The sequence below is a fragment of the Acetobacterium sp. genome (genome assembly GCF_036508315.1).
In the GTDB taxonomy this organism is placed as follows: domain Bacteria; phylum Bacillota; class Clostridia; order Eubacteriales; family Eubacteriaceae; genus Acetobacterium.
Window position 1 is genome coordinate 1 of the sequence record NZ_DATCHP010000026.1, and the last position, 18,340, is coordinate 18,340.

Sequence of the window (18,340 nt, forward strand, 5' to 3'; positions counted from 1 at the left end):
TTATCGGCGGCGCAAGTTCTATGGCCGCAGGGATTTACGGATCTTACCTGAGACAAATAATTAACCAGAATTTGCTTGAAACCAAGAAGTAAACAACTGCTGTAAAATCCATTGACTCTAATGGGTTGTTTGGGATGAAGAAGTACAATTGCAGCCTGTGGGATAAATCATTGGGTCCTGGTATCACCATGGGTCATGCTTTGATTACTGTGGTATTCAAAATACAAAAAACGAGTCATAAGCTTTTATTTTTAAAGCTTATGACTCGTAATGGTATTTAAATTATTTAAGCAAAGATTTAATGGCAGTTAATTCTTTACTTAGGCTCTCATCCTTCATCAATTCAAGGGCAGAATTAAGCAATACCCGAACATCGTACTGTCCTTTATAAATAGGGGTAACGGTCTTATTTAAATTCAAGAATTTATAAACAGCAGTTTGTGCACCTCTTACGGAATAATCCATAGTAAATACTACATCATCTGCTATTTCACAGAATTGTCCAAGTAATGCTAAATTAGTTGAACCTTCTGGTATATTTGCCGGTCTATCACCTTTTGCTCTCGTTAAAAATTGTGCTGTTGTGAAAGGTAATATACAGGGTATACAAATAGATGTTTTAAGAATCTTCTTCATATCATCTTTAAAGTTCAGGTGATATAATACCTCGGTTAATATTTCTTCACCCGTACAATCTACCATTCGCTTCTTTACAAAATCACCTTTTGCATATGGGAACAAAGAATATCCCCAGATAATTTGAACACTATCAGGTTGACTAAGAAAATGTGGTTGATTGTGTAAAACTATTGTCATTAACCAAGCAGAATCTTTAAATGTCATATGAGCACCCGTTCCCGGTTGATTTCCTGAGAATTCAACTATTTTCTTAAACATTATTGGGTCTTTAAGGGTAACTGTGAAAGACTCCCACATTGATTCTTCTACACGGTCATCAAAAACCTGTGGTTTACCAAACTCAGGTCGTCCTTCAGCGATTTTCTCCCATAGCTCCCATGCTCCACCTACATGCTTGTCATTAATCTTTGCTGGAGTAGTCATAGATCCAAGGCTTGAACCAGCAGTTAAAGATCCGATCGTAACAAAAGCAAAATCCTTCGCTTCAATTTCTATTCTACTTTCTTTCCCGTTTTTAACACATTTGAATGCAGTAACTGTCGTTTCAGTATCTGATGGTTTAAATTCTAAATCAGTTACTCGACAGTTTAATTCAAAATTAACACCTTGTGACTTTAACCATTCTGTCATCGGTAATAACATTGAATCATATTGATTGTATGGTGTCCGACGTATTCCAGATAAATCTTTTAAACGTGGTAACTCCTGGATAAATCTATGAACATATCTCTTTAATTCTACAGCACTGTGCCAAGTCTCAAATGCAAAGAGTGTCGTCCACTGAAGCCAGAAATTTGTTTTGAAAAACGATTCCGGAAAACACTCTTTAATCGTTTTTTTACCCAAAGAATCTTCAGAAGCAACCATTATATCCATTAATGCCATTCTATCTTCACGATTAAACCCCAACGTTGATACATCAGTTATTTTAGCATCATTGTCTATTAATCTCGCTTTTGCAGAGGTATGAATTTCTTTGTTAAAAGCATTAAATTCATCCATTATTGAAACTTTAGGATCAGTTAATGAAGGGATACTTTCCATTATTCCAAAAGTACAAGTATAAGCTTCCCGATCAAACATTCTTCCACCACGGATTACATAACCGTGCTCAGCGTCACCATTTCCATCCATGCTACCACCGGTGATATTTAATTCTTCATATATATGAATATTTTCAGCTGGAACATGTCCGTCTCTAATTAAGTATACTGCAGCTGACAGTGATGCAAGTCCAGCACCAACCATATACGCATTTGTTTTTTCGACATCAATAGTTTGATCAAAATTAAATTTCATTTTGAAATCCTCCATTTAAAAATTTTGTTATAAGCTATAAGCCTACAAAATATTTGTATTTAACAAGTTAATCACTTGCTATAAGTTTATTATAACAATGAACAACAATATTATATACAATCAATTTTGTAAAGTTGTCTAAAAAACATACATATAGCATAAACTGTATGAAGAAATCTCTGAAATATTAGGCGTGATTGATCGATCAACAAAAAATGGAAATGGTTCTTTTGTGCAGATTCCATTCATTTGAACACAAAAGAACCATCCCTTCATGCACTAATGGTTTACCGGCATGACTGGAAATCTGACCACCGCGGTGTGGCTTGGGAGTCCTGATAATTATGTTATCGGCGGGGCAAGCACGATGGCAGCAGGGATTTACGGATCTTACCTGAGCCAAATAATTAACCAGAATTTACTTGAAACCAAGAAGTAAACAACTGCTGTCTCTTTTATCCGATTCTCAAAAATAATAAATCATTAAAATAAGAAAGTCGTTAATATTAAACTGAAATCAGGGTATAGTAATAATAGAGCTGATAAAAAGAAGCAAAAGAAATTCCAATAAGGAAGGATATGCTATGAAGACTATGAGTTATGAAGAAATGCGGGAGTTTGTGGATCGATTTACATGGATATTCGCAAAAACATATGCTGAAAAGTGTCCCCATGAATATATTGTAAAAACAAAAATTGACCCTGCTCATTGGAAGGTTTTTGAGAATTTTGTTGCGACTATCCGAAGCATCGGTTTTGAAGCGGCTTACAATCACCGGATTGGCAGGTATTATATTTTGGGTGAATATTATTACTGGACCATGGGAGCACCCATCAGCGAAACCATTATTCTTAATCGCGGCAAGGTTTCGGACTATCAGTTAGTCGATAATACATGGATTCTAAGAGAAAATAAAGAACTGTAAGATTATAATTGGTCGATTTTAATTGCGTTGATATGAAAAAAGTTGTAGAATTCTCTTATAAGCCTAAATATCTTAGTAAACGTATTAACTATAAGGGGATAAGCACGGATAAAAATCCGCACAAAGGTCATCGACAACGGGTGAAAAACAGAGTAGCAAAGGAAGGGATTGACAGCTTTGAAGACCATCAGATTCTGGAGCTGCTTCTTTTTTACTGCATTCCCATGAAAGACACCAACGAACTGGCCCACAATCACCCCGGATGGAAGCCTGGAGCCCTCCCAGGCGGATGTGGATGTGACCCGAAAAATAAAACAGGCAACCGAAGCCATTTCCATAGCCGTTGCCGATCACATCATCGTCGCCGGGGAGACCTATTACAGTTTTGCAGAAAACAGGATGCTGTAAAATAGGAAATATTATGATTGATTTGTCCTTCGAAATCAAAATACTGGAGGTAATGAAATGCAAATAGGATGCACAAAAATATTATTGGACACACTCGATGTTAAAATGTGTAACCAAATTGAAAAAAATGATTTGTTTTGCTGGAGTGCCAATCTGCTGACAATCAAGGGACGAAAAGCCGTTGTGGTTGTCAATGACAGCAATCGATTTGAATTTGTCCTTTATGATCTCAAAACCAAAGATTCCAGCCAGTTGAAAACACTGATTGAAAATGGGATCCGGAGATGTTTAGAGAATGAAAACATCAAAGAAGAAATAATTGATCAGTATTTTGCCCAGGCAAAGGAAACAGTCTTTACAAAAACCAGGGGACAGGTTGCAGTCGCCAGACTCAACAGAGTCTGCGAATACGTAGAATTCATGGATGACCGGATGGACACCTCCGATTTATACCAGACTGACGTGCCAGGAACCATGAACAGCGACTTATTCAAACCCAGTAAAACCATTGATTATGCCAATCCCTATGAATTGCTCATTCAGGATTTTTAGAAGGCATACAGCGAAAATATCACTGCGATGGAAGGTGCCGGAACCATCACCTACCAGTCCACCATGGGCGACGATATTACCATCCCCGCATTGCTTTCATCCTATTACGCCTTTAATAGAGAACACAGAGGGACAGTACTTTGAGGGCCTCGGTGCCTGAGAAACCTCCGAAAAACTCTCTTTTCTGTAATAGCATGAAAGTTTGAGGATTCTCCTTGCAAATATAGCTTGCTTTCGTTATTGAATTGAGCAATGCAACTCGAAATTACGCAATTTCTCTATGGTAATTTAAATGATCCTGTCAAGGGTTAACAGCGTAGTCATGCTATCTTATTTTCTCATTTCCTCAATGAGTTCACCGAGATTGCTGCCAACTGTATTTTCCAACTGTTCAATACTCTCACAGAACATCTTTTCATTTTTTATGGCCGTGTCTATTTTTTTAATTAATTTCCGGGCATTATATGATGATTTTCGATAGTCTGGAATAAGTTTCTTTAATTGATCTTCGGTATATCGCCGTTTTTTGCTGACTTTCGGATTTTCCAATAGCAGTGTCCGATCCAGCCTGTGAACTTTATCAAAATGCAACAAAATCCAGAATTCAAAACAAGGATTTGTAACATAAAATCCCATGTTCTTTTCTCTGCATGTTTGTAATACATAAGTGTACTGATCATTTGTCAGATTGCAGATAAAACTCTCTCTATCTCTGTCAACAATTAAACAGATTTTGTCAAAATCCTCGGCATACGTAATCTTTTGATTTTTAATAATATCTGATATATCCGCAGTAATCGTCGCTAAGCAAGATGCCTTTTCCAGGCATTCAGAAATATTCTTGCATTCCTGTTCTAAATCACTTAAAGTATCGGTCAATATTTTATTCGATTCTTTTTCATAGTACCATTGCAGAATTTCCCAAATACTTTTAGCCTGGGGTCCTTTTTCGGCAATGATTCCTTCTTCAATCAAATAATCGATCACTTGATTGAATAAGGTTTCATATGACATGTTACCTGTTTGGCTTTCTGTGATATTCTGGATAACCCGATCGAGAATTTTTTTAGGATTACTCCAGCCGGATTCACTGTAACTTCTTATTAACGGTGTTAATTCAATGAGAGGGTCAATGCCGATTTCCTGTTTCAAATCATTTATTGCATCAAAATAGATAGCTTCAGTTGCTTCACCTTCATAAACTAAAAAGTACTTTTTCCTGGTTTCATCACCTGTTTTCGTCGTTGTCCTTTTCGCAAAGCTTTTCTTTTCTCTCATCCCATTATACCTTCTTTAAAGGAAAAACGGTGCTAAAAACAGGGACACCGCCATATCTTCCTTCTAAATAAGCTTTATCAATTTTCTGGTCGAATCTGGAATTATATTCTTCCAGTGAATAAATATTACTGTTACCGGAGGTGTCTTTATTGACAAACCATATTTCATCACGCCGTAACAAATCAAAGTTCATGAGTCTGGATTCATGGGTCGTTACAATTAATTGGATGTTTCTTGTTTCAGCTAATTGCAAAAATGTTTCAACAAATTTATAACTCAAACTTGGATGCAGGCAGCGGTCCAATTCATCGATAATATATACTTTATTACCATTTTTATTGATCAGCACTTCGATCAAATCCAGAATTCTGATGGTACCGTCAGACTCCTCATTTAAATTGAACAGCACATTTTTTTCGCCATGAGAAAATTGAATTGTTTTACCGATTGGTTTACCATCCAGATCGTTTTCAATAATGAAAAAATCTTCTTTGCTTCGCATGATTAAACCTGATTTTTGATTCCGATCAATTCCCGCCGTATTCTCTTTCAATCGCTTGTTTTTTATTTGTGAACTCATTTGTTCAAGTTTTTCAATGATGTCTTTCGCTGTTTGAGAGGGTAATTTGCTGAATATTTTTTCAACAGAAACCGGAACCATCTCAAAGTTAGTGATCCCCGTTCCAAACGCCGCTATGATTCTGTAGACTTCATCAATATTTTCACTATTAGCCATATACGAATAATCCGATATGAACTTATCAGGATAATTAATGTCTAAACAATTCTGCAGCCAGCCATAAATATTTTGAAATAATGCCGCTTCCGTGTGTTCACGATAGAGGTTTTTCTTGTATTGATTCATGATTGATAATAATAGTGCCGATTCATCATTTTTAATATCATCAGCATAAACATTTAATTTCTGAATTAATTGGGGATCTTTAAATTCTTTACCGAGATCAAATTTACCTTCTTTTATATTTCGTGTGAAGACTACTTTTTCACGACCATCCGCAGTCAGTTCCACCAACCACTCGGTAAGAAACCGACTTGAATTCAAGACAACTTCAAATCCATAGGAATAATACCGATCATTTACTAATAGTTCAAATTCAAAATAACTTTCTTTATCTTTATTAATTGGATCAATTTTGCAATATTTTCCAGTGTGTCCCTTAGGTAAACCTTTTAAAATTGTTTCTTTCATAAATTCAATGGCTTTGACCAAATTAGATTTTCCCGAAGCATTGGCACCATAAACTGCTGCAAACTTTAGTAATTTTATTTTTCCATCATCATAGATATGGTCTTTTTTACTTCTGACTTTACCGGCTATCATAGAAAATTCCTGTGACTTATCACCTTCCCTTGTCGAAAAGGACAAAAAGTTCTTTACATTAAATCGAATAAGCATATCGATACCTCCTGGTATTTCCTGGCGATTAACTAATTCTATGTGACAATTTCACCTTAGTCAATAGTTGTTATCGATTTATATTTGAAATAAAGAAGCATTGAATGGGTGCCAAATATGATATCATTAAATAAAAAGAGATAAATGGCAGGTGAAAGAATGGCTGATATTAAACTAAAGCTCCTTCGGGTTCTGGAGATTATTAAAGAAACCGATGAAAACAACCCCTTAACCACCGCACAGATTTCAGAAAAACTCAGACTCTTTGACTTGGAAGCCGAGCGAAAAGCCATCAATCGGGATATTAATATTCTAATTGAAGCAGGCTATAACATTCAATTATGTACGAACAATAAACTGGGCTATTTTTTGACAGCCCGGAAGTTTGAGAATTGGGAGCTGAAAGTCATCATGGACGCAATTGTCAGTGCCAAATTCCTGACCACCCAGGATACCGAGAAACTCACAGAAAAACTCATATCCCTTTCAAGCGCTGAGGGGGGAAAGCTGCTGTCCCAGGTAACCCCGGTCAACAGCCATATAAAATCCGAGGATCCTCTCATAAAAACGATGATTGGCCAATTGCTGGAGGGGATCCGAAAATAGAAAAAGGTCCGATTCCAGTATCAGTTTACCAATCAGAATTTGTCAAATTACTTTTTCTACAGTCTGAATCCAGGGATGATTAACGATCTCTACATTTCATCAAGCCAATTTAAAGTCATTGACGGAAACGGTGAAATGGCCAGTACCTATCCGGCAAGTACCACCGGAAGTCCTCAGCCGACGCCCATCGGGGCAAAAAGCGTGGGTTGCCAGTGCGCCTATGGACTGAATAACGCCAGTTCGGAAATCACAGTCAATGTGGAAGTGTACGGCAACAAATATAAGAAGTATGAAGCGGTATTTAAATTGCCGGTTTCCTAGCATTGGAAAGTGGAACCATCACCGATGATTCCACTTTTGGGATGGCCCGGACGTTTGTGCACATGCGGTTTTTTATTTACTCAAAAATGATCGCCCATAACCAAGTTATACAGCACAAATCGTGTAACATACCGTATGGGCGGATAGTATCCGCCAGCAGACGTTTGTTTTTAAAATTGACGTTTGCGGGCGATTAATAATCGCCCCTTGTATAAAAAACTTATGGAGGCAGACAAGGTGTCTGCCTTGTCCGGGGAACCTCAGGTTCCCTATGTCATTTTATTCATGATCATAATCGCTGTAACATTTTACAATTTAATTTTAAAGTCGGTCATAATATGTTTCTCATCATATTTCATGGCGACGGCATGTTTAGCAATATCTTTTTTAAATTGTTTCACATTACCATTTAATGCTTTTTCTAAAAAACCACAGGATTTCAATCAAATATAATCATGGCAGGATCTATTCAAATATTTGGTTGCCATCCGATAACAGGTTTGATTTTGGACGACCGATGAGATAAAAACAAACCGTGCCAACCACAATAAAGCCAATGACCCCGATGATGCCAACCGGCAGGGGACCCACAAAGGGACTGGTTTGACCAATGGTGAACCAGACTGAAAAAGCGGCAAAACCGTTCATGGCGCCATGGGCAATGGCAGCAGGCAGCACGCTTCTGGTTTTGATGGCGATATACGAGAGAAACGAACCTGCAAAGAAACAGAAAATAACCATGGCCAGAATACCGCCCCAGGGGTAAAACAAATAGCCCAGTCCGTAATTATGCCCCTGGGTAATTCCTTTTTCCCGGCGTTTTCCAGTCAGTGTGGCAGCAATAATGATCTCTTTCATTTCTTTCACCTCGATAATCATTGTTATTTGATATCATTATACGAAGTTCCGAATAAATTAGCAATGGGTTAACAGTTGATTTTAGTTGATAAAATCAACTGTTAAGAAACTATTGTTATTTGCAAAACGTCATCGCGTCTACTTGAATTATTTCGCAAATGTGTTATACTGATACAAATTGATACTAGTTTGTATCAGGATCGGAGAAATGATATGAATGCTGGGAAATTTGCCATGATGCTGTCAGATAAACACATCACAGATTTGAAAAAACTGCAACACAAGTATTCACCATCCGATGTGTCTGAGTTTGTGCTGTTGCTTAGGGAAAACCTCTTCAAGACACTGCCTATTTTGGATTTTGACGGGAATTCCCTTGTCTACCTGGAAAATGTAGTCCAGGTAAGGATGTCATCAGCTAAGGTTCTGTTCAACCGCCCCCGGTCAACCGTCCGCTACAGCCTGAAAGCAATGGAGGACGAAATCCACTCAACCCTGTCCATTGAAAATATCGACTCTTCCCGTGAAAGTATTCGCAAAATACTCAGTGGTTATGCACCAAAAGACGAAAGTGAGAACCGTCTCTTTGGCATGAAAAAAGGGCTGGATTTCATCAGCGATCCGGCCAACAGAATCACAGAAGAAACACTGCATCTGCTTTACATGATGACCGTTGGTGATTTTCTGGAGGATGAGAACAAACTGGAGGCAGACAGTTACTACCGACAGGATGCTGTTTATATTATGGGGGATCAGATCGAGCATTGTGGTTTGCCCCATGACAAACTTTCAGAATATATGGGGCAATTGGTGGAATTTATCAGGTGCGAAAATGAGATGAACGATCTTCTTAAAGGGGTGATCATTCATTTTTACATCGGTTATCTTCATCCCTACTTCGACGGAAACGGACGAATGGCACGGCTTTTGCATTTATGGGTTCTGATCCAGCAGGGGTATTGTGCTGCTTTGTTTGTTCCATTTTCCAACTACATTAACGCTACCCGTAAAAAGTATTACCAGGCCTTTACCCTTACTGAAGACAATGCCAAAATCAGCGGGGTCCTGGATGCAACCCCCTTTCTGGTCTATTTTATTGAAGAGGTCTATAACCGCTTTACCCCTTTGTCAGTGGCTCAAACCGACAACCTGGCCGTTTATGAACAGGCCTTGTCTGATGGATTGATCACTGAAAAAGAAAAATCACTCTTCAATTTTATTCTGGCCGCCTATGGGAACGATGAGTTTTCCACCAAGACACTCGAAAAAGACCACGGTCACGCCGCCTACGCCACCATCCGAAGCTTTGTGCTGAAATTCACGGAACTGGGACTGTTGGGGGTTAGAAAATACGGGAACCGAAATAAGTATTTTGTTGTGTAAAGAGCTCGATTGCCAACGATTATTATCCGCCCCTTGTAAAATCAAAATTTGTTCCAAAACCGTAGGGGCGATTATTAATCGCCAGCAAACGTCCCCTTGTCTACAGCAGGGCAGAAATCAGTAAATGGCGATATAAAGGTTGCAGATATAACATAATAATGCTATAATTAGGCCATAATAGAGTAAAATAGCAAGGAGATAATACTATGCCTCAGATTCGACCGATAAAAGATTTGAGAAATACCACTGAAATCTCGGAATTATGCCATCAAAAGCAAGAGCCGATTTTTATAACTAAGAATGGCTATGGAGATTTGGTTGTCATGAGCATTGAGACTTATGAAAGTACCATTGCAAAGTTAGATTTATATCAGAAGTTAGCTGAAGCTGAAGCTCAGATTAAAAATGGTGTAGAACTTTTAGATGGAGAAGAAGTTTTTAAAAAGCTCAGAGAAAAACATGGTAAAAAATAAGTTCAGTATCGCGATTACACCCAAAGCCAATGAAGATCTGGATGAGATTTATGGTTACATCGCAAATGAACTTTCAAATGAAAGTGTAGCTGAAAATCTGATGGATAAAATCGAAACGAAAATTATGCGTCTCCAGGATTTTCCATTATCCGGTTGTTTTGTTGAAGATGAAATTTTAAGAGTTAAAGGTTACCATAAACTTATTATTGAAAATTTTATTGCCTTTTATATTGTAAATAAACTGGAAAAAAGAGTTATCATAATGCGTGGGCTGTATGGCAGGCAAAAATATCAGGACATTATTTAGAACTTAATAGAGGAAAACTTATGATGAAACATACTGAGTTAAGATGCGCCTGCGACAGCAGCGTGACTAAGCTACCGGATGTTCACAATTTTTGGGATGGCCCAGACGTTTGTGCACATGCGGTTTTTTATTTACCCAAAAGCGGAAATTAACGCCAGGTAAAACAGCACAAACAATCGCATCATCCCGTAGGGGGCGATTATCAATCGCCAGCAAACGTCAATATTAAAATAAACGCTTGCTGGCGGGTACTACCCGCCCCTTGTCTACTCATTTTTTTATTTTCAAATCCATCCTTATGCTTTCCTTATAATTGATTAGTAAGATAAACCCAGGAAAATCATTGGAGGTTATGTAAATGGAAAAATATATTTTAGAAACAAAACATTTGACGAAACAGTTTAAAGATCAAAAGGCGGTAAATGATCTGTCCATCGGGGTCAAAGAAAACTCGATTTTTGGGCTGCTGGGGCCTAATGGTGCCGGAAAGTCAACCCTTTTAAAAATGATCACCGGTCTGTTGAAACCCACCCAGGGAAGCATCATTTTTCAGGGAAGGATCTGGGAACGCAAGGATTTAAGTAAAATCGGGGCATTGATTGAAAACCCCGGAATTTATCCCAATCTGACGGCCATGGAAAACCTAAGGCTGGCCTGCACCCTTTATGAACTGCCCGGGTCAAGAGCCGAAGAAGTCCTGTCCCTGATCGGTCTTGAAACTCCGGGGAAAAAGAAGGTGCGAAATTTTTCCATGGGCATGAAGCAGCGGCTGGGCATTGGCATAGCCATCATCAACAACCCCAAACTCCTGATTCTGGATGAACCCACCAATGGTTTGGATCCATTGGGCATTGAAGAATTACGGGAGCTGATTCGCTCTTTCCCAGCCAGGGGGATAACGGTCATCCTTTCCAGCCATATTTTAACCGAGGTGGCTTTGATTGCGGACGAGGTGACCATTATTTCAAATGGTGTGGTGGGCTACCATGACGTTGTGAAAAAAGATGAGGATTTAGAAAAAATCTTTATGGATGTTATTGGGAAAAACAGAGGTGCATACTGATGTTGGCCATTATTCACGCTGAATTTCAAAAAAGCAGGGGATCATCGATTCATCAGTTCGTGATCATGGCGCCTGTGGCGGTGCTGGTTTTAAGTTATTGTTTAGGCGGAGGACAAAACGGTGCGTACAATTGGTGGTATGTCATGTTTCTGCCGGGACTTGTCGCCATTCTTTCGTCAATGGTCATTGGCCGTGACAAAATCCTGGGGTATAAGGGACTCTTTCTTTTCCCCGACGACAAAGCCTTTTTCTGGATCGGTAAGATCCTGTATCTCAGTGTGCTGGTGGTGGTTTCAAGCCTGATTTTTATGTTTGGCATCGCCATCATGGGTTATCTGGATGCACCGGTTATTTCCTTTCAGGCGAATATGGCTGGCGGTGCCGTTTTAGTTTTAACGGCGCTTTTTGAACTGCCGGTTTGCATGTTTCTGGCGGATCGATACAATCTGTTTGCAGCCACGCTGTTTAATATCGTGATGGTGATGGTTTCCGTGGTGGCTTTCCAAACCTCATCCATTCTTCAGTTTTCCCCTTACGGTGTGGGGATTGCATTGATGTGCCCCATTCTTCATATCCTTCCCAACGGGATACCGATTCCCGAAGGCAGCCCGTTGTTGATCAATAATGGCCTGATCATGCCGATGCTGGGGTGCCTGGTTTTGTTTTTGGTCCTTACCGGATTGACGGCACTTTTATTCCGGGGGAGAGAGGAAAAATAAATGAAGTTTAAAAATTTACTGATTACTGATATAATGAAGTTAACATCGACACCTGTTTTCTGGATGCATCTGTTGGCGCCGATACTGGCAGTGATTGTGTTTTTGAGCTATTTTTCTGTGAGCCCCTGGGATGCCGTCATGAAGCAAAAAACCTACATGACCGCTATGTGCATGGCATTTCCCATTCTGATTGCGGTGATGACATCCATGGTGGCGGAAGACGAATACGCCGCGGGAAATTACCAAAACTTACTGGGGACCTATGACAGAAAATGGTCGGCGCTGATGAGTAAATACCTGGTGCTGGTTACCCTGGGAGGACTTAGCACCGCGATTGCGGTGATGGGTTTTTACCTGGGGTTCTCTCACATGACACCTTCTTTGCCACTGTTGACCTATGTGGCTTTGACCGGTATTTTAATGGGGTGCAGTTTGTTTCTGTATGCCTGGCATTTGTTTTTAAGCCTGCGGTTTTCGAAATCGGTTTCCATTGGCATCGGCATTTTTGAAACAATAATTACTGCACTTTTCAGAACGGGAATGGGGGATGGCCGATGGCCGTTTTTTCCCTGCTCCTGGAGCATCCGCTTTACCTGGTTTACCGTGATGCAGCAATCCCAGGAGCAGATCATCCCGGATCCTTTAATGGTTCTGGGGGTGGTTCTGTGCGTCGGGATCACCATGCTTTCCATCCTGATGCTGATGGTGTGGTTTGAAAATTGGGAAGGTCACAAATCTGAAGAATAGGAGCAAAAAATGGCAAACATATTAGTAGTGGATGATGATCCGGGGATTTTGGATCTGATCGCCAATGTTCTGGATAAAAGCGGTCATCATGTTAAGAAAATCGAACATTCCATGGATATCTTAAATGAAAATCTGGATTATTATCAGCTCATTATCCTGGATATCATGATGCCGGGGCTTAATGGCTTTGACTGTTGTGAAAGGATCAGAAACCAGGTCGATTGCCCCATTCTCTTTTTAACGGCCAAAGCTGAAGAAGATGGCCTTGTCCGGGGCCTTGGCCTGGGGGCGGATGATTACATTGCAAAACCCTTTGTCATCAAGGAGCTGAGAGCCCGAATCGATGCCCATTTAAGACGGGAAGAACGGAAAAGAAGCCATGGGTTTACCGTGGGAAACAGTCGCTTTTTTATGTCCCGTAAAGCATGTTACATCGGGGATGCTCTGATAACCCTGACAAAAAGCGAATATGAGATCTCGGAAATGCTGGCCCTTCATCATGGTCAGGTTTTTTCGAAGGAACAGATTTATGAATCGGTATTTGGGGTGTTTGGAGAAAGTGACAACAGTGTGATTGTGGAACATGTGAAAAATATTCGGGGGAAATTTGCTTCTGAAAACGAAGCACCCATCAAAACAGTTTGGGGAGTGGGATATAAATGGGAAGGCTGATAAAAAAAGAAAAAACCCTAAGAAACATATTTATTCGGTTTGTAGGGTTTATGATCGGCTTTAGTCTGCTCATCGCCGGCATTAATGTTGCACTCTTTATCTATGCCACCAATACAGAGGCCATTCAACCGGCAAATTATGCCGAGTCTGCCATTTCAGAAAACAGGGAAAGCTTAGGCAGTACTCAAAAGGTTACACCTGAAATGATTCCGGATGTATCAGAGTTCGGGGTTTACACTTTAGATGGCAATTATGAGTATGGCTCATTTTCCCGGGAAACAGTGAAGTCAATATGGGAAAAATACCAGCATGGAGAATCCTCGTTAACCGGTTCTCGATTTCTTTATGTAATCCCCCGGGACAATTCGGTGCTGTTAATTTCTTATCCTCTTTCCATGCAATTCAACGATCCTGGCCTCCGGCAATTGTTTCCGGATATTGAAATGTTCTGGCTGTTATCATTTGTCCTGGAAATGATTTTACTCATCGTCATCCTGTCCTGGAACTTCGGCAGCTATTTAGGCCAAAAGATTTCAGTCCTCCAGTCAGTTTCCAAAAACATTGAAAATCACAATCTTGATTTTGATTTTGGAAGCAGTGATATCACCGAAATCAATCAGGTATTGGACAGCCTTTATCACATGCGGGATGGTTTAAAAGCGTCATTGGTGTCCCAGTGGAAAACAGAAAAAACAAAGCAGGACCAAATTTCAGCCCTTGCTCATGATATCAAGACCCCTTTAACCATTGTTAAGGGGAATGCCGAGCTTCTGGGTGAAACGGACCTGGATCATGAACAGTCGATATACCAAAAATATATGCTGGAGAATGCAGTCCAAATGGAGGAATATATCAATAAACTGGTGGAACTTTCAAAATTGGATGAACCCCAGGAGCTGAATTTCGAAAAAGTCAGGGTGAAAGATCTCATCGATGCCATCCATGAACAGACCAAAGGGTTGATGGTTCAAAAAAACATTGGGCTTGTCTGGCAGGAAGAGGATCTGACAAACGCCTTTATTCAGGCCGATGGGGAAAAGCTCCACCGCGGGATAATGAATGTCATCGGCAATGGGGTTGAATTTACGCCGAACCAGGGAACCCTTACGGTAATGGTTTCAAAAAAACTGAAGGCACTGGTTCTGACCATTCTGGACAGTGGGGACGGTTTTTCAGCCCAGGCACTTGACCATGGAAAAGAACAATTCTTTAAGTCGGACACCAGTCGAACCAATCACAAGCACCATGGCATGGGACTATATATTGCCGATAGCATTATTAAACAGCATGGTGGTCAATGCGTATTGGGTAACGGCGAACATGGGGGAAGTGTCAGCGTCACTCTGCCTCTTTTGTAGCTAAAAGAGAAAACCCACATTATCAGAAAGGGCAGACAAGGGGACCCCCCTTGAGAGACTCCAGAGATAATATTTAATTGACAGTTGGAAAATAATATGTTACACTTATAAAATTACGTAAAACGAACAGGCATTTAGAATGACTATATGCTGGGCCGTCATTGGCAGCAGGGTGGTATCCTGTGGGACTTCAATCACAATTGAAAGTTCCACAGGATTTTTTTTGGTTCTCCAGGAGCAGCCAAAGAAAAAGGTCCATAGCCGGTTTCTTTTAAATATAGGAGGAAAACAGTCATGAAAAATTTTGATCGAAAAAGCAAAACTGCTTTATTGTCAATTTTCTCAAACACATTGCTGATCATTTTAAAAGTAGTGGCCGGCATATTAAGTGGCTCTGTCAGTATTATTTCAGAAGCCATCCATTCTTCAATGGACCTTATGGCATCACTCGTTGCCTTTATGTCCGTGAGGACATCTGCAAAACCCGCAGACCGGGATCATCCTTATGGTCATGGTAAAATCGAGAACATATCAGGGATTGTGGAAGGCCTATTGATCTTCATTGCCGCCGGTTTGATTATTTTTGAAGCAGTGAAAAAGATATCCGAACCAATGGAAATTGAAGTGGCCGGTATAGCCATTGCAGTCATGCTGACAGCAGCAGTGGTTAACTTCTTTGTTTCGAGAATTTTATACAAAGTCGGGAAAGAAGAAGATTCCATGGCCCTTGAAGCGGATGCGCTGCACCTGAAAACAGATATTTATACTTCATTAGGCGTGGCTGCGGGTATCATCCTCATAAAACTCACTGGAATTTTGGTGCTGGATTCAGTCGTCGCAATATTAGTGGCGCTGCTGATTATCAGGGAAGCCTGGGTATTATGCCGCAACGCCCTTGAATTTCTCATGGATGGCAGACTTTCGGATATCGAAGAGCAGGAAATAAAAACAGTGATTCAAAATGTTAAAAAAGAGTGTGGCAAAGAATTAATCGATTTTCATAAGCTGAAAACACGAAAGTCCGGAAATATCAGACACATCGATTTTCATATCACCGTGGATCCCAGCCTTACTGTCGAGGCAGCACATGAAATTGTGGGATGTTTAAAAAAAGAAATATGTGACGAATTAAAAAACACCCGGGTAAGCGTTCATATCGATCCTTATCATCCTCAAAAAGAGCATGACCCATTGAAAGAAATTAAGATTCTGGCAGTAGCCGAAGACAAAATTAGAAATCAATAAAATTCACCAAACAAAACTGATTTGAATATTTTCAATACTGTAACCAGCAAATTCTCATCAACAATATATTCATCATCTTCCAGACAAAAGGACAGAAAATTTACGATGAACCCGCTTTTTGTCTGGGTCTTTTGGAGAAAAACAAAGACAATATTAAATCATTAGGCGCCCATTAATCAGGCGTCTTTTATTTGTCCGAAATTCGAGGGCTTATATAAACAGAAGTAAGAAACGTCCCCTCGTCTAAGATGGAAAGGTTACTTGACATTGATGTTTAACAATGATATTATAAAAATGGAAAACAAACTTTCCATATAAGGAGATGATAGTTTGAAAAATAGGCTTGAAGAAATTCGAAAGCAAAGAGGAATAAAGCAAGAAGAACTCGCTGAAATTTTAGCGGTTTCAAGACAAACAATAGGTTCTCTTGAAAATGGTCGGTATAATCCATCAATCATATTGGCATTTAAAATAGCTCGATATTTTGATATGTCTATTGAAGAAATGTTTATTTATGAGGAGGAACAAAGTAATGAAAAAAAATAGGATTTGGCTATACGTACTTTTATCAGCCATAGGTGCGATTTCGGTTTATATTGGCGGTTTTATTTTGGTTGAAGAAAAATTAAAAATGCTTTCTGGTTTATGCATTGGTTTAGGGTCAGCTGTATTTTGTCTTGGAATAGGAAATTTTATTGGCGCACTTATTATTTCGAAAACCGAAAATGAAGAAATGACACACCGGAAAAATATTGAAGTGAATGATGAACGAAATATGCGGATTCGGGAAAAGGTTGGAGCAAAGATTAATCAAATTGTCATTTATGTCATTTCAGTTATCGTGTTAGCTCTTGGTTTTATGGGTGTAGATGTGGTCATCATTATTATGATTTCTTCTGTGCTTTTATTAGAACTTGTGCTGGCAATTGTATTAAGCAACTATTATTCTAAAAAAATGTAGATTATTCGATTAATCATGGGGGTAGAGTTACTGGGAAATAATAGTTATTATAATTATGTGTATTCACCTGGGAAAATTGCGAATGGAAGATGGTCGTGACTATTCCACTTGAATAGTGCATGCTTACCGATGATTCAGAGCGGTGTTTCCGATATTTCAAAGCACCCTTTTCCAGTGTTGACAATGGATAATAGGGGACGGTTCTTTTGTGCTCTTTTCCCGCAGAATAATTCCACGTATTCTCACTGAAGAATCTTCAAGCGATCTGCTATCACAGTCACTTTCCATCACTCCTAAAGGGGTTTATAAAATTACTTTATCACCAGCCACAATCCAGGAATCATCAATGATCCTGGATTTTTTATTGCATTTTTTTCATTACTGGATTGGTCCCCAAGGGGGAAGTTTAAAAGATGCGCGATTTGTGCCGCCTAATGTGGCTGATATGATAGAGGCCATGTCAGACTTAGAGAAGTTTCTTAACAACGAAGATGGGTTAGATCCATTCATCAAAATAGCACTTGCCCATTATCAGTTTGAAACCATCCATCCTTTTTTAGATGGCAACGGCAGAATTGGGCGATTATTAATTACTTTGTTTTTGATGGAAAGAAAAGTCCTCAGCTATGAAACACTTTATATATCCTATTTTCTCAAGAAAAACCGGGTTGAATATTATGATCGGTTACCGAAATAAGGCTTAAAGGTAATTTTGAGCAGTGGATTAAGTTTTTTCTTTTAGCTGTTCATGAATCCGCAGAAGATGCCATTCAAACAATTGAAAAGCTTGTAAAATTACATAATAAGAATTTTAAGCGAATCGAAACCAATGTTGGGAGATCTTTAAAGACGGTTAAGATGTTATTGAATTATCTTGAAAGAAATCCAATCATTGATATTAAAAAAACCAGTACAGCCTTGGAACTTTCATATAATGCTGTTTCTAATGCAGTCAAGCAGCTCCTGGCTTTGGAAATATTAATTCAACCCGAGAGTGGGCAAAGAAATCGCGTTTTTGCCTATGAAGAATACCTGGAAATTATGAGAAAAGACACCTAGGTGATAAGGGGAGTGCATTGAAGTTATAAAAAAACGAGCAAAGCGGCGG

Annotated in this window: 23 protein-coding genes; 19 read left to right on the top strand and 4 right to left on the bottom strand. The window is 39.4% G+C overall.

The genetic code is table 11. The features are described from left to right. Window positions 1-282: 282 nt before the first annotated feature. Window positions 283-1,938 carry an oleate hydratase gene (locus VIK44_RS03495; protein ID WP_331552457.1) on the bottom strand — a complete coding sequence of 552 codons (1,656 nt, stop codon included), beginning with the start codon at window positions 1,936-1,938 and terminating at the stop codon, window positions 283-285. 295 nt (window positions 1,939-2,233) lie between these two features. On the opposite strand from VIK44_RS03495, the gene VIK44_RS03500 reads away from it, so the two are divergent. From VIK44_RS03500 to VIK44_RS03515, 4 genes are all read left to right on the top strand, one after another. Beyond that, window positions 2,234-2,377, top strand: coding sequence for a hypothetical protein (locus VIK44_RS03500; RefSeq protein ID WP_331552458.1), 144 nt, complete (start codon window positions 2,234-2,236; stop codon window positions 2,375-2,377). 145 nt (window positions 2,378-2,522) lie between these two features. Beyond that, window positions 2,523-2,864 carry a hypothetical protein gene (locus VIK44_RS03505; RefSeq protein WP_331552459.1) on the top strand — a complete coding sequence of 114 codons (342 nt, stop codon included), beginning with the start codon at window positions 2,523-2,525 and terminating at the stop codon, window positions 2,862-2,864. A gap of 32 nt (window positions 2,865-2,896) precedes the next feature. Further along, window positions 2,897-3,277 carry a hypothetical protein gene (locus VIK44_RS14285; protein ID WP_422653000.1) on the top strand — a complete coding sequence of 127 codons (381 nt, stop codon included), beginning with the start codon at window positions 2,897-2,899 and terminating at the stop codon, window positions 3,275-3,277. A gap of 52 nt (window positions 3,278-3,329) precedes the next feature. Further along, window positions 3,330-3,824: a DUF6933 domain-containing protein gene (locus VIK44_RS03515; RefSeq protein ID WP_331552460.1), complete on the top strand. Its 495-nt coding sequence runs from the start codon at window positions 3,330-3,332 to the stop codon at window positions 3,822-3,824. A gap of 330 nt (window positions 3,825-4,154) precedes the next feature. Here the strand turns inward: VIK44_RS03515 and VIK44_RS03520 are convergent, their stop codons facing one another. Both VIK44_RS03520 and VIK44_RS03525 read right to left on the bottom strand, forming a co-directional pair. Continuing rightward, window positions 4,155-5,102, bottom strand: coding sequence for an RloB family protein (locus tag VIK44_RS03520; RefSeq protein WP_331552461.1), 948 nt, complete (start codon window positions 5,100-5,102; stop codon window positions 4,155-4,157). Window positions 5,103-5,106: 4 nt separating this feature from the next. Next, window positions 5,107-6,519 carry an ATP/GTP-binding protein gene (locus VIK44_RS03525; protein ID WP_331552462.1) on the bottom strand — a complete coding sequence of 471 codons (1,413 nt, stop codon included), beginning with the start codon at window positions 6,517-6,519 and terminating at the stop codon, window positions 5,107-5,109. Between the two features lie 159 nt (window positions 6,520-6,678). On the opposite strand from VIK44_RS03525, the gene VIK44_RS03530 reads away from it, so the two are divergent. Then, window positions 6,679-7,125, top strand: coding sequence for a hypothetical protein (locus VIK44_RS03530; RefSeq protein WP_331552463.1), 447 nt, complete (start codon window positions 6,679-6,681; stop codon window positions 7,123-7,125). Between the two features lie 75 nt (window positions 7,126-7,200). Continuing rightward, window positions 7,201-7,446, top strand: a complete 246-nt coding sequence (locus tag VIK44_RS03535) for a hypothetical protein (RefSeq protein ID WP_331552464.1) — start codon at window positions 7,201-7,203, stop codon at window positions 7,444-7,446. A gap of 465 nt (window positions 7,447-7,911) precedes the next feature. Here the strand turns inward: VIK44_RS03535 and VIK44_RS03540 are convergent, their stop codons facing one another. After that, entirely contained in the window at window positions 7,912-8,304 is a 393-nt protein-coding gene (locus VIK44_RS03540; RefSeq protein ID WP_331552465.1) for a CPBP family intramembrane glutamic endopeptidase, read from the bottom strand. Between the two features lie 213 nt (window positions 8,305-8,517). Between VIK44_RS03540 and VIK44_RS03545 the strand changes: the two genes are divergently transcribed. The 13 genes from VIK44_RS03545 (at window position 8,518) to VIK44_RS03605 (ending at window position 18,291) form a co-directional block, all read left to right on the top strand. After that, complete coding sequence (locus VIK44_RS03545; protein WP_331552466.1) at window positions 8,518-9,687, top strand: Fic family protein; 1,170 nt, start codon at window positions 8,518-8,520, stop codon at window positions 9,685-9,687. Between the two features lie 206 nt (window positions 9,688-9,893). Further along, window positions 9,894-10,160: a type II toxin-antitoxin system prevent-host-death family antitoxin gene (locus VIK44_RS03550; RefSeq protein ID WP_331552467.1), complete on the top strand. Its 267-nt coding sequence runs from the start codon at window positions 9,894-9,896 to the stop codon at window positions 10,158-10,160. After that, window positions 10,147-10,467: a type II toxin-antitoxin system RelE/ParE family toxin gene (locus tag VIK44_RS03555; protein WP_331552468.1), complete on the top strand. Its 321-nt coding sequence runs from the start codon at window positions 10,147-10,149 to the stop codon at window positions 10,465-10,467. Before VIK44_RS03550 ends, VIK44_RS03555 begins: the two co-directional genes overlap by 14 nt. 358 nt (window positions 10,468-10,825) lie before the next feature. Continuing rightward, complete coding sequence (locus VIK44_RS03560; protein ID WP_331552469.1) at window positions 10,826-11,530, top strand: lantibiotic protection ABC transporter ATP-binding protein; 705 nt, start codon at window positions 10,826-10,828, stop codon at window positions 11,528-11,530. Further along, a complete protein-coding gene (locus VIK44_RS03565; RefSeq protein ID WP_331552470.1) occupies window positions 11,530-12,249 on the top strand; it encodes a lantibiotic immunity ABC transporter MutE/EpiE family permease subunit in 720 nt (239 codons plus the stop codon). The genes VIK44_RS03560 and VIK44_RS03565 overlap by 1 nt, the downstream gene beginning before the upstream one ends. Continuing rightward, entirely contained in the window at window positions 12,250-12,996 is a 747-nt protein-coding gene (locus VIK44_RS03570; RefSeq protein WP_331552471.1) for a lantibiotic immunity ABC transporter MutG family permease subunit, read from the top strand. Window positions 12,997-13,005: 9 nt separating this feature from the next. Then, the gene (locus VIK44_RS03575; RefSeq protein ID WP_331552472.1) at window positions 13,006-13,668 is read left to right on the top strand and encodes a response regulator transcription factor; all 663 of its coding nucleotides are present in this window, start codon (window positions 13,006-13,008) and stop codon (window positions 13,666-13,668) included. Continuing rightward, window positions 13,656-15,026, top strand: coding sequence for a HAMP domain-containing sensor histidine kinase (locus tag VIK44_RS03580; protein WP_331552473.1), 1,371 nt, complete (start codon window positions 13,656-13,658; stop codon window positions 15,024-15,026). The genes VIK44_RS03575 and VIK44_RS03580 overlap by 13 nt, the downstream gene beginning before the upstream one ends. 294 nt (window positions 15,027-15,320) lie before the next feature. Beyond that, complete coding sequence (locus tag VIK44_RS03585) at window positions 15,321-16,271, top strand: cation diffusion facilitator family transporter (RefSeq protein ID WP_331552474.1); 951 nt, start codon at window positions 15,321-15,323, stop codon at window positions 16,269-16,271. Window positions 16,272-16,601: 330 nt separating this feature from the next. Beyond that, window positions 16,602-16,817, top strand: coding sequence for a helix-turn-helix transcriptional regulator (locus VIK44_RS03590; protein WP_331552475.1), 216 nt, complete (start codon window positions 16,602-16,604; stop codon window positions 16,815-16,817). Continuing rightward, the gene (locus tag VIK44_RS03595; protein WP_331552476.1) at window positions 16,804-17,232 is read left to right on the top strand and encodes a hypothetical protein; all 429 of its coding nucleotides are present in this window, start codon (window positions 16,804-16,806) and stop codon (window positions 17,230-17,232) included. The genes VIK44_RS03590 and VIK44_RS03595 overlap by 14 nt, the downstream gene beginning before the upstream one ends. Before the next feature lie 208 nt (window positions 17,233-17,440). Continuing rightward, a complete protein-coding gene (locus VIK44_RS03600; protein ID WP_331552477.1) occupies window positions 17,441-17,929 on the top strand; it encodes a Fic family protein in 489 nt (162 codons plus the stop codon). A 161-nt stretch (window positions 17,930-18,090) separates the two neighbouring features. Continuing rightward, window positions 18,091-18,291: a hypothetical protein gene (locus VIK44_RS03605; protein WP_331552478.1), complete on the top strand. Its 201-nt coding sequence runs from the start codon at window positions 18,091-18,093 to the stop codon at window positions 18,289-18,291. Window positions 18,292-18,340: the final 49 nt, after the last annotated feature.

Bases quoted from the DNA above. Each gene is read 5' to 3' on its own strand.
- VIK44_RS03495 (WP_331552457.1), bottom strand. From the start codon at position 1,938: ATGAAATTTAATTTTGATCAAACTATTGATGTCGAAAAAACAAATGCG.
- VIK44_RS03500 (WP_331552458.1), top strand. From the start codon at position 2,234: ATGACTGGAAATCTGACCACCGCGGTGTGGCTTGGGAGTCCTGATAAT.
- VIK44_RS03505 (WP_331552459.1), top strand. From the start codon at position 2,523: ATGAAGACTATGAGTTATGAAGAAATGCGGGAGTTTGTGGATCGATTT.
- VIK44_RS14285 (WP_422653000.1), top strand. From the start codon at position 2,897: ATGAAAAAAGTTGTAGAATTCTCTTATAAGCCTAAATATCTTAGTAAA.
- VIK44_RS03515 (WP_331552460.1), top strand. From the start codon at position 3,330: ATGCAAATAGGATGCACAAAAATATTATTGGACACACTCGATGTTAAA.
- VIK44_RS03520 (WP_331552461.1), bottom strand. From the start codon at position 5,102: ATGAGAGAAAAGAAAAGCTTTGCGAAAAGGACAACGACGAAAACAGGT.
- VIK44_RS03525 (WP_331552462.1), bottom strand. From the start codon at position 6,519: ATGCTTATTCGATTTAATGTAAAGAACTTTTTGTCCTTTTCGACAAGG.
- VIK44_RS03530 (WP_331552463.1), top strand. From the start codon at position 6,679: ATGGCTGATATTAAACTAAAGCTCCTTCGGGTTCTGGAGATTATTAAA.
- VIK44_RS03535 (WP_331552464.1), top strand. From the start codon at position 7,201: ATGATTAACGATCTCTACATTTCATCAAGCCAATTTAAAGTCATTGAC.
- VIK44_RS03540 (WP_331552465.1), bottom strand. From the start codon at position 8,304: ATGAAAGAGATCATTATTGCTGCCACACTGACTGGAAAACGCCGGGAA.
- VIK44_RS03545 (WP_331552466.1), top strand. From the start codon at position 8,518: ATGAATGCTGGGAAATTTGCCATGATGCTGTCAGATAAACACATCACA.
- VIK44_RS03550 (WP_331552467.1), top strand. From the start codon at position 9,894: ATGCCTCAGATTCGACCGATAAAAGATTTGAGAAATACCACTGAAATC.
- VIK44_RS03555 (WP_331552468.1), top strand. From the start codon at position 10,147: ATGGTAAAAAATAAGTTCAGTATCGCGATTACACCCAAAGCCAATGAA.
- VIK44_RS03560 (WP_331552469.1), top strand. From the start codon at position 10,826: ATGGAAAAATATATTTTAGAAACAAAACATTTGACGAAACAGTTTAAA.
- VIK44_RS03565 (WP_331552470.1), top strand. From the start codon at position 11,530: ATGTTGGCCATTATTCACGCTGAATTTCAAAAAAGCAGGGGATCATCG.
- VIK44_RS03570 (WP_331552471.1), top strand. From the start codon at position 12,250: ATGAAGTTTAAAAATTTACTGATTACTGATATAATGAAGTTAACATCG.
- VIK44_RS03575 (WP_331552472.1), top strand. From the start codon at position 13,006: ATGGCAAACATATTAGTAGTGGATGATGATCCGGGGATTTTGGATCTG.
- VIK44_RS03580 (WP_331552473.1), top strand. From the start codon at position 13,656: ATGGGAAGGCTGATAAAAAAAGAAAAAACCCTAAGAAACATATTTATT.
- VIK44_RS03585 (WP_331552474.1), top strand. From the start codon at position 15,321: ATGAAAAATTTTGATCGAAAAAGCAAAACTGCTTTATTGTCAATTTTC.
- VIK44_RS03595 (WP_331552476.1), top strand. From the start codon at position 16,804: ATGAAAAAAAATAGGATTTGGCTATACGTACTTTTATCAGCCATAGGT.
- VIK44_RS03605 (WP_331552478.1), top strand. From the start codon at position 18,091: ATGTTATTGAATTATCTTGAAAGAAATCCAATCATTGATATTAAAAAA.